At 76.1% G+C, this 9414-nt stretch carries 10 protein-coding genes; 8 read left to right on the top strand and 2 right to left on the bottom strand.

Annotated elements, in window-relative coordinates:
- Window positions 1–100: 100 nt before the first annotated feature.
- The 5 genes from WDV85_RS01655 to WDV85_RS01635 all read left to right on the top strand — a co-directional run bounded on the left by WDV85_RS01655 (window position 101) and on the right by WDV85_RS01635 (window position 5334).
- A complete protein-coding gene (locus tag WDV85_RS01655; protein ID WP_171202274.1) occupies window positions 101–1021 on the top strand; it encodes a F0F1 ATP synthase subunit gamma in 921 nt (306 codons plus the stop codon).
- Between the two features lie 73 nt (window positions 1022–1094).
- The gene (gene atpD, locus WDV85_RS01650; RefSeq protein WP_339568957.1) at window positions 1095–2558 is read left to right on the top strand and encodes a F0F1 ATP synthase subunit beta; all 1464 of its coding nucleotides are present in this window, start codon (window positions 1095–1097) and stop codon (window positions 2556–2558) included.
- Window positions 2558–2842 carry a F0F1 ATP synthase subunit epsilon gene (locus WDV85_RS01645; protein ID WP_298805705.1) on the top strand — a complete coding sequence of 95 codons (285 nt, stop codon included), beginning with the start codon at window positions 2558–2560 and terminating at the stop codon, window positions 2840–2842. Before atpD ends, WDV85_RS01645 begins: the two co-directional genes overlap by 1 nt.
- 19 nt (window positions 2843–2861) lie before the next feature.
- On the top strand, window positions 2862–3293 hold the full coding sequence (locus tag WDV85_RS01640) for a DUF2550 domain-containing protein (RefSeq protein WP_339568956.1): 432 nt from the start codon (window positions 2862–2864) through the stop codon (window positions 3291–3293).
- An 82-nt stretch (window positions 3294–3375) separates the two neighbouring features.
- Window positions 3376–5334, top strand: a complete 1959-nt coding sequence (locus WDV85_RS01635; protein WP_339568955.1) for a M13 family metallopeptidase — start codon at window positions 3376–3378, stop codon at window positions 5332–5334.
- A gap of 349 nt (window positions 5335–5683) precedes the next feature.
- Here WDV85_RS01635 and WDV85_RS01630 read toward each other — a convergent pair whose 3' ends face one another.
- Window positions 5684–6433, bottom strand: a complete 750-nt coding sequence (locus WDV85_RS01630) for a cob(I)yrinic acid a,c-diamide adenosyltransferase (protein WP_339568954.1) — start codon at window positions 6431–6433, stop codon at window positions 5684–5686.
- 92 nt (window positions 6434–6525) lie between these two features.
- Between WDV85_RS01630 and murA the strand changes: the two genes are divergently transcribed.
- Window positions 6526–7821, top strand: a complete 1296-nt coding sequence (gene murA, locus WDV85_RS01625; RefSeq protein ID WP_339568953.1) for a UDP-N-acetylglucosamine 1-carboxyvinyltransferase — start codon at window positions 6526–6528, stop codon at window positions 7819–7821.
- A gap of 68 nt (window positions 7822–7889) precedes the next feature.
- Here murA and WDV85_RS01620 read toward each other — a convergent pair whose 3' ends face one another.
- Window positions 7890–8210, bottom strand: a complete 321-nt coding sequence (locus WDV85_RS01620; protein ID WP_171202280.1) for a hypothetical protein — start codon at window positions 8208–8210, stop codon at window positions 7890–7892.
- A gap of 160 nt (window positions 8211–8370) precedes the next feature.
- Here WDV85_RS01620 and WDV85_RS01615 point away from each other — a divergent pair, with 160 nt between their 5' ends.
- A complete protein-coding gene (locus WDV85_RS01615) occupies window positions 8371–8700 on the top strand; it encodes a DMT family transporter (RefSeq protein ID WP_339568952.1) in 330 nt (109 codons plus the stop codon).
- Entirely contained in the window at window positions 8700–9368 is a 669-nt protein-coding gene (locus WDV85_RS01610) for a hypothetical protein (protein WP_339568951.1), read from the top strand. The genes WDV85_RS01615 and WDV85_RS01610 overlap by 1 nt, the downstream gene beginning before the upstream one ends.
- Window positions 9369–9414: the final 46 nt, after the last annotated feature.

Below are 9414 nucleotides of genomic sequence, written 5' to 3'. Positions count from 1 at the left end.
GGCGGCCCCGTGAGGGGCCGCCGGGACGCCCGTCCGCTCCCGGGCGCGCCGCGCGCGCCGCCGGGACGGGCACCACCCACCACGCAGGAGGAGCAGGACCGTGGCAGGCCAGCAGAGGGTCTACAAGCAGCGGATCGGGTCGACGAAGTCGATGCAGCAGATCTTCCGCGCCATGGAGCTCATCGCCACGTCCCGCATCGCGCGGGCGCGGCAGGCGGTGACGGCGTCGACCCCGTACGCCCGGGCCATCACGCGGGCGGTGTCGGCGGTGGCGACCTACTCCGACGCCGACCACCCGCTGACCACCGAGCGCGCCGAGGTGCGCCGCTCCGCCGTCGTCGTCGTGACGAGCGACCGCGGCATGGCGGGGGCGTACTCGGCGAGCGTGCTGCGCGAGGCGGAGCGCCTCGTCGCGCGGCTGCGCGAGGAGGGCCGCGAGCCCGTCCTCTACGTCGTGGGGCGCAAGGGCGTGGCGTACTACCGCTTCCGCCGGCGCGACCTCGCGGGGCAGTGGAGCGGCTTCTCCGAGTCGCCCACCTACGACGACGCGCGCCAGATCGGCGAGGAGCTCGTCGAGCAGTTCGTGCGCAGCTCGCAGCCGGAGGACGGGGGCGAGCCCGGCGTCGACGAGATCCACGTCGTCTCCACGGCCTTCGTCAGCATGGTGACCCAGACGCCGCAGGTGAACCGCCTGCTGCCGCTGGAGGTCGTCGAGGGCGTGGAGCCGCCGAGCTCGGACGAGCTCCTGCCGCTCTACGAGTTCGAGCCGTCGGGGGAGCAGGTGCTCGACGCCCTCCTGCCCCGCTACATCACGAGCCGCCTGCACAACGCCCTGCTGCAGGCGGCCGCGAGCGAGCACGCGGCCCGCCAGCGCGCCATGAAGACGGCCGGCGACAACGCCGAGGACCTCGTGAAGATGTACACGCGCCTCGCCAACCAGGCCCGGCAGGCGGAGATCACCCAGGAGATCACGGAGATCGTGGGCGGCGCCGACGCGCTCGCCGCGTCGTCCAGCTCGTGACGCCCCGCCCCCAGCACCCGCATCCGCCCGGCCCCCCGGGCGCCACCGGCACGGCCGAAGGAGAGCACCGCACATGACCGCCACCGCCACCGAGACCCCGTCCACGAGCGGCGCGGCCGCCACCGGGCGCGTCAGCCGCGTCATCGGGCCCGTCGTCGACGTCGAGTTCCCGCCGGACGGCGTCCCCGAGATCAACAACGCCCTGACGATCTCCTACGACCTCATGGGCGCGCAGACGTCGATGACGCTCGAGGTGGCCCAGCACCTCGGTGACGGGCTCGTGCGCGCCATCGCGCTCAAGCCCTCCGACGGCCTGGTCCGCGGCACGGAGGTGCAGGACACCGGCAGCCCCATCACGGTGCCGGTCGGCGACGTCACCCTCGGCCACGTCTTCGACGTCACGGGGAACGTCCTCAACCTCGAGGAGGGCGAGCGCCTCGAGATCAACGAGCGCTGGCCGATCCACCGCCCGGCGCCCGCCTTCGACCAGCTCGAGTCGAAGACGCAGATGTTCGAGACGGGCATCAAGTCGATCGACCTCCTCACCCCCTACGTGCAGGGCGGGAAGATCGGCCTCTTCGGCGGTGCGGGGGTCGGCAAGACCGTCCTCATCCAGGAGATGATCCAGCGCGTCGCCCAGAACCACGGCGGTGTGTCGGTCTTCGCGGGCGTCGGCGAGCGCACCCGCGAGGGCAACGACCTCATCGGGGAGATGGCCGAGGCCGGCGTCTTCGACAAGACGGCCCTCGTCTTCGGCCAGATGGACGAGCCGCCGGGCACCCGCCTGCGCGTCGCCCTGTCCGCCCTCACGATGGCGGAGTACTTCCGCGACGTGCAGAACCAGGACGTCCTGCTCTTCATCGACAACATCTTCCGCTTCACGCAGGCGGGCTCCGAGGTCTCCACCCTCCTGGGCCGCATGCCCTCGGCCGTCGGCTACCAGCCGAACCTCGCCGACGAGATGGGCGTGCTCCAGGAGCGCATCACCTCCACGCGCGGCCACTCGATCACCTCGCTCCAGGCGATCTACGTGCCGGCGGACGACTACACCGACCCGGCCCCGGCCACGACGTTCGCGCACCTCGACGCCACGACGGAGCTGTCCCGCGAGATCGCCTCGCGCGGCCTGTACCCGGCGATCGACCCGCTGACCTCGACGTCGCGGATCCTCGACCCGCAGTACATCTCGCGCGAGCACTACGAGACGGCGACCGCGGTCAAGCAGATCCTCCAGCGCAACAAGGAGCTGCAGGACATCATCGCCATCCTCGGCGTCGACGAGCTCTCCGAGGACGACAAGGTCATCGTCAACCGCGCGCGCCGCATCCAGCAGTTCCTCTCGCAGAACACCTACATGGCGGAGAAGTTCACGGGCGTCGCGGGCTCCACGGTGCCGCTCGACGAGACGGTCGAGTCCTTCAAGCGGATCACCGAGGGCAAGTACGACCAGGTGGCCGAGCAGGCGTTCTTCAACGTCGGCGGCATCGAGGACGTCGAGCGGAACTGGGACCGGATCCAGAAGGAGACCGGCGCCTGATGGCCGACCTCCACGTCGAGCTCGTCTCCGCCGAGCGGCAGGTCTGGGCGGGAGGCGCCTCGCGCCTGAGCGTGCGCACCGTCGAGGGCGAGATCGGCGTCCTGCCGGGCCACGAGCCGATCCTCGCCGTGCTCGCCGACGGCGAGGTCCGCATCGAGGCCACGGAGGGCGAGTCGATGAGGGTCCGCATCGGCGGCGGCTTCCTGTCCGTCGACCACGACCGCGCCGTCGTCGTGGCCGAGGACGTCGACCTCGAGGGAGCCGCGGGCTCCGCCGGCCGCTGAGGACGGGGCGGGCGGCGGCGTGGACTCGGTGCTGCTGCCGCTCGAGCTCGCCCTCGCCGTCCTCGTCCTCGTGGCCGTGGGCGTGCTGCTCGTCTCGCTGAGGCGCCGGGTGATCACCCGGCGCCTCGGCGCGTTCGACTGCTCCGCGCGCCGCGACGGCGGGCGCTGGGTCCTCGGCGTGGCCGGCTTCCGCCGCGACGACATGGCCTGGTACCGCGTCTTCGGCGTGGACGTCGGCGCCGGTCGCACGTGGGACCGCCGCGAGATGGAGGTCCTGCGCCGCCGCCGCCCCGAGGGCGCCGAGGCCTTCGCCGTTCTGCCCGACGCCGTCGTCGTCGAGTGCCGCCACCGCGAGGAGCGCCTCGAGCTCGCCATGAGCGAGGAGGCCTACACCGGCTTCGCCTCCTGGCTCGAGAGCTCGCCCCCCGGGTACCGCGCCGACGTCGCCTGACGGCGGCCCGTGGGGGAGCGGCCGGGGGAGCGCGGGTGGCGGCGCAGGGCGGCTGTCGGGTGCCGCGCGTAGGGTCGCGAGCATGACGACGACCGACACGGGCGCCCCGTCGACGCCCGCACCGGCGGGCCACCCCCGCCCGCAGGACGACCTCTTCCGCGCCGTCAACGGCGAGTGGCTGGAGAGCGCGCGCATCGCCCCGGACCGGTCGGTGGCCGGCGTGTTCGTCGACCTGCGCGACGACGCCGAGGCCGCGGTCCGCACCATCTGCGAGCGGGCTGCGGCGGGCGGGGGCGCGGCCGCCGAGGAGCGCCTGGTGGGCGACCTCTACGCCAGCTTCGTCGACGAGGACGCCGTCGAGGCCGCCGGGACGGCGCCGCTCGCGGACGCCCTGGCGCGGGTGGTCGCCGTCGACGACGTCGAGGGCTTCTGGCGGGTGCTCGGGCAGCTGGACCGGGAGGGCTCCGGCGGTCTCGTCGGGCTGTCGGTCGACACCGACCTCGGGGACCCGGACCGGTACCTGCCCTACCTCGGCCAGGGCGGCCTCGGCCTGCCCGACGAGGCCTACTACCGCGAGAAGCAGCACGCGGAGGTCCTCGCGGCCTACGGCCCCCACGTCACCGCGATGCTGCGGCTCGCCGGCGTGGAGGAGCCCGAGCGCCACGCCGAGGAGGTGCTCGCGCTCGAGACCGAGCTGGCCGGCGCCCACTGGGACCGCGTCCGCCGCCGTGACGTCCAGCAGATGTACAACCTCCTCGACCGGGCCGGCCTCGAGGCGCTGGCCCCCGGCCTGGCGTGGGACGCCTGGCTGGAGGGGCTGGGGGCGCCCGCGTCCCTGCTCGACGAGGTCGTCGTCGCGCAGCCCTCCTTCGTCGAGGCGCTCGGCGGCCTCGTCGTCGCCGACCGCCTCCCCGCCTGGCGGGCCTGGCTCACCTGGCGGGTCGTCCACGCCGCCGCCCCCTACCTCCCAGCCGCCTTCGTCGAGGAGTCCTTCGCCTTCTACGGCCGCCGCCTGTCCGGCACCGAGCAGATGCGCGAGCGCTGGAAGCGCGGCGTCGCCCTCGTCGAGGGCGGCGTCGGTGAGGCCGTCGGCCAGGTCTACGTGCGCGAGCACTTCCCGCCCGACGCCAAGGCGCAGGTGCAGCTCCTCGTCGACCGCCTCGTCGAGGCCTACGCCCAGGAGATCTCCGGCCTCTCCTGGATGACGCACGAGACCCGCGACCGCGCCCTCGAGAAGCTCCGGCTCTTCACCCCCAAGGTCGGCTACCCCGACCGGTGGAAGAGCTACGACGGCCTCGAGGTCGACCGCGCCGACCTCCTCGGCAACGTCCGCCGCGTCAGCGCCCACGAGACCGACCGCGAGCTCGCCAAGGTCGGCCGCCCCGTCGACCGCGACGAGTGGTTCATGACGCCGCAGACCGTCAACGCCTACTTCAACCCCGGCATGAACGAGATCGTCTTCCCCGCGGCCATCCTCCAGCCGCCCTTCTTCGACCCCGCCGCCGGCGACCCGGCCAACTACGGCGCCATCGGCGCCGTCATCGGCCACGAGATCGGCCACGGCTTCGACGACCAGGGCTCCCGCTTCGACGGCCGCGGCCAGCTCCGCGACTGGTGGACCGAGGAGGACCGCACCGCCTTCGACGCCCTCACCCAGCGCCTCGTCGCCCAGTACGACGTCCTCGAGCCCGAGCAGACCCCTGGCCGCACCGTCAACGGCGCCCTCACCGTCGGCGAGAACATCGGCGACCTCGGCGGCCTCGGCATCGCCCTCGTCGCCCTCCGTCTCGCCCAGACCGCCGACGGCCGCGACACCACCACCGACGACGTCCGCGCCGCCCTCACCTCCTGGGCCACCGCCTGGCGCTCCGTCGCCCGCCCCGAGGAGCGCCTGCGCCGCCTCGCCACCGACCCGCACTCCCCGGAGGAGTTCCGCTGCAACCAGGTCGCCCGCAACCTCGACGAGTTCCACACCGCCTTCGCGACGGAGCCGGGGGACGGCATGTGGATGGAGCCGGCCGACCGGGTGCGCATCTGGTGAGGTGACGCCCTCCCGGTCGTTGCTGGCCGCGGTCGGTCGGGCTGGTCCGGGAGGGGCGGTCGCGCCCCGGGCACTGCCTACGCGCTCGGTCGGGGCTCCCGCCCCGGCCTCGCTGCTCGGCTGATGTGCCCGGGGCGCGACCGCCNCCCCCCCCCCCCCCCCCCCCCCCCCCCCCCCCCCCCCCCCCCCCCCCCCCCCCCCCCCCCCCCCCCCCCCCCCCCCCCCCCCCCCCCCCCCCCCCCCCTCCCTCCGCGCCTCACCAGGCCGCGTGGCCCGCGCCTCGAGCGGGCGAGCATCGCCGGCGCCGCGCACCGGTCGCCCGTGAGGGTGTCTGGGGCGCTGCGCGCCGTCAGTGGTCGGTGTGGGTGCCGCCGGGGCGCCAGAGGACGTCGCCGTCGCCGCCGAGGTCGGGGGAGTTGGCGGCGCGGGCCAGGACGAACAGCAGGTCCGAGAGGCGGTTGAGGTAGCGAGCCGTCAGGGGGTTGACGCCGCCCTCCGTCGTGCCGTGGGCCGCGATCGCCGCCCACACCGAGCGCTCCGCGCGGCGGGCGACCGTGCGGGCCAGGTGCAGGTGCGCGGCGGCGGGCGTGCCGCCCGCCAGCACGAAGCTCGTCAGGGGCGGCAGCGCCTCGGTGAGCACGTCGATCTCGCGCTCCAGGTCGCCGATCCACGGCTCCTGCACCCGCAGCGGCGTGTGCTCCACGCGCGCGCCCACCGGCAGGCACAGGTCGGCGCCCACGTCGAAGAGGTCGTTCTGGACGCGCCGGACGACGGAGCGCACGCGCTCCAGGACGGCGCCCGGGTCCGCGCCGCGTCCCGGCGTCGACGGGTCGGGCGGCCCCTGCTCCTCCGGCTCCTGCCCGTCCGGCGCCTCCTCGTGGGCCGTCGCGTCCTCCGCGGCCGCACCGCTCGCGGGCTGCGCCGGGGGAGCGGTGGCGGGCAGCGCCGCGAGGACGAGGCCGAGGGCGGCGCCCGTCTCGTCGACGTCCGCGTAGGCCACCAGCCGCGGGTCCGTCTTCGACGTCCGCGAGAAGTCGCCCAGGCCCGTCGTGCCGTCGTCGCCCGTCCCGGTCCAGATCCTCGTCAGCCGCACCGCCATGCGGGCAGGGTCGCAGAGGACCCGGGTGCGCGCCGCCCCGCCCCGTCGGCGGTGGCGGGAGGGGCGGCCGGTGGTGCGTAGGCTCGCCCGCCGTGGAGCGCATCGTGGTGACCGGCGGCGCCGTCCTCGAGGGGGAGGTCGAGGTGCCGGGCGCGAAGAACAGCGTCCTCAAGCTCATGGCCGCGAGCCTCCTCGCCGAGGGGCGCACGGTGCTCCGCGACGTCCCCGGCATCGTCGACGTCCGGATCATGGCCGAGCTGCTGCGCCGCCTCGGCTGCGCCGTCGAGCACGACGCCGCGGCGCGCACCTGCGCCATCGACGTGCCCGCCGAGGTCGGCCACCGCGCCGACTACGAGCTGGTGCGGGCCATGCGCGCGTCGATCAGCGTGCTCGGCCCGCTCACCGCCCGCGTCGGGCGCGCGGACGTCGCCGTCCCCGGGGGCGACGCCATCGGCTCGCGCGGCCTCGACCTCCACGTCGAGGGGCTGCGCGCGATGGGCGCCGACGTCCACGTCGACCACGGGTACCTCGTCACCGAGGCGCCGGCGGGGGGCCTGCGGGGCGCCGAGGTGGCGCTCGCCTTCCCGAGCGTGGGCGCCACGGAGAACCTCCTCATGGCGGCCGTGCTGGCGCGCGGTCGCACGGTGCTCTCCGGGGTCGCGCGCGAGCCCGAGATCGACGACCTCGTCGACCTCCTCCTCGCCATGGGCGCCCGCATCACCGGGCGCGGCGGCCCCGAGCTCGTCGTCGACGGCGTCGACGCGCTCTCGCCCGCGGAGCACGCCGTCGTCCCCGACCGCGTCGTCGCCGGCACCTGGGCCTACGCCGCGGCGATCACCGGCGGCCGCGTGCACGTGCGCGGCGCCCGGCCCGAGCACCTCGTCATGGCCCTCGACAAGCTCCGCGAGGCCGGCGCCGAGGTCGAGCCGACGGGCACGGGGATGCTCGTCCAGGGCCCGGACCGGCCCCGGCCGGTCGACGTCGCCACGCTGCCCTACCCCGGGTTCCCCACCGACCTGCAGCCCTTCGCCCTGGCGCTCGCGGCCGTCGCGGACGGCAGCTGCGTCGTCACGGAGAACCTCTTCGAGGCGCGCTTCCGGTTCGCCCACGAGCTCGAGCGCCTCGGCGCCGACCTCGTCGTCGACGGCCACCACGTGCTCGTGCGCGGCCGTCCGGGGCTGTCCGCCGCCCCCGTGGAGGCCAGCGACATCCGCGCCGGGGCGGCCCTCGTCGTCGCCGCCCTGCGCGCCGAGGGCACGACGGCGGTCCACGGCGTCGGGCACGTCGACCGCGGCTACGAGGACGTCGTCGCGTCCCTGCGCGGGCTCGGCGCCGACGTGCGCCGCGAGGTCGTCGAGCCGGCCGAGGCCCTGCTGCCCGTCGACTGAGCCCGCGCCCCGGGCGGGCGTCACCGGGTCAGCGGGTCAGCGGGTCAGCGGGTCAGGGGGTCAGGGGGTCAGCGGCGCAGGATGGCCCGCGCCACCTCCTGGTCGCGGGGGAAGACGAGCACGCGCGGGCCGTCGGTCGTCGGGGCGAGCGTGGCCCGCAGGCCCTCGCGCTCGAGCTTCTGCCGCAGCACCTCGGCCTCGACGAAGGTGGCCGGCTCGGCGACGGGCACGAGCAGCCCGTAGTCGGTGGGCGCGCCGCTGCGCGCGCGGCCCGGCACGAGCGAGGAGCCCCGCGCCCACGTCCACCGGAGCAGCAGCGCGAGGACCCCGACGACGCAGAAGGCGACGAGAGGGCCGAAGAGGAAGGAGTAGCTGCCCCACTGCGGCACGCCCCGAGTGTGCGCCCCCGCGGGGGCGCCGGCGCACCCGGCCCCGCGCGACGGACCGGATGCGGTGCGACCCCTCGTACTAGTACATGCGTACCAAAGCTTTGGTACGGTCGTCCCACCGGGCGCCGACGAGCGGCGCCCCCGACGTCGGGAGCACCTCGTGGCCTGGGTCCTCGTCATCGCCGCCGGTCTGCTCGAGACCGTCTTCGCCGTCGCCCTCAAGCTCTCCGACGGCTTCAGTCGACCGGTGTGGACCGTCACCTTCGTGGTCGCCGCGGTCGGCAGCTTCACGCTGCTGTCCCGCGCCCTGGGGGACCTGCCGGTCGGCACCGCCTACGCGGTCTGGGTGGGCATCGGCGCGGTCGGGACGGCGGTCGTCGGCATGGCGGTGCTCGGCGACCCGGTGACGACCGGCCGGCTCCTCAGCCTGCTGCTCGTCGTCGCTGGGGTCGTCGGGCTGCAGCTCACCTCCGGCGGGTCGGCGCACTGATGGCCACGGGGGAGGGGCCCGGGCCGGGGGCGGGCGCCCCGCGGGGGGCGGCGCGGCGCGCGGCCCTCGTGGCCGCCGCGGCGGAGCTCGTGGCGGCGGGCGGCCCGGCGGCGCTCAGCGCCCGCGCCGCGGCCCGCGGCGCCGGGGTGCCGCTGGCCGCGGTCACGTACTACTTCGACGACGTCCCGGCGCTGCTGCGGGAGGCCGTCGAGGCCCTCCTCGACGACCTCGGCGAGCGGGTCCGGGCGGCGTCGGCGACCGCCCCGCCGCCGGCCGCGGAGGACCGCGGGGCGACCGCCCTCGCGGAGGCCCTCGTCGGCCTCGTCCTCGGCCCCTACGGCGGACGCGGCGCCGCCGGCCTGCGCGCCCTCTACGCGCGCACGCTCGAGCTCTCGGCCGACCCGGCGCTCGCCCCGCGGCTGCGGGCCTTCGACGCGGCCTGCGCCGACGCCGTCGCCCGTCTCCTGCGCTCGGCCGGGCGCGAGGCCGTCGCCGCGCGCGCCGTCCTCGCGCTGGTCGACGGGTGGCTCGTGGCGGCCGCGGTCGCCGGCGAGGCGGGGCCGGCGGGCGAGTCGGGTGACGGGCGGGCCCTCGAGCGCTGGGCCGCCGAGCGCCTCGCCCCGGGCCTGCTCGCCCTGGCCCCGCTCGCCCCCGAGCCCGTGCGCTGAGGGCCTGCGCCGACGCCGCCCCGGCCGTCAGGAGGACGGGCCGGGC

Source organism: Pseudokineococcus sp. 5B2Z-1 (genome assembly GCF_037482305.1).
Lineage (GTDB): Bacteria > Actinomycetota > Actinomycetes > Actinomycetales > Quadrisphaeraceae > Pseudokineococcus.
Note: the sequence above shows the minus strand (reverse complement) of the source record. Positions and strands in the feature narration are given on the sequence as shown.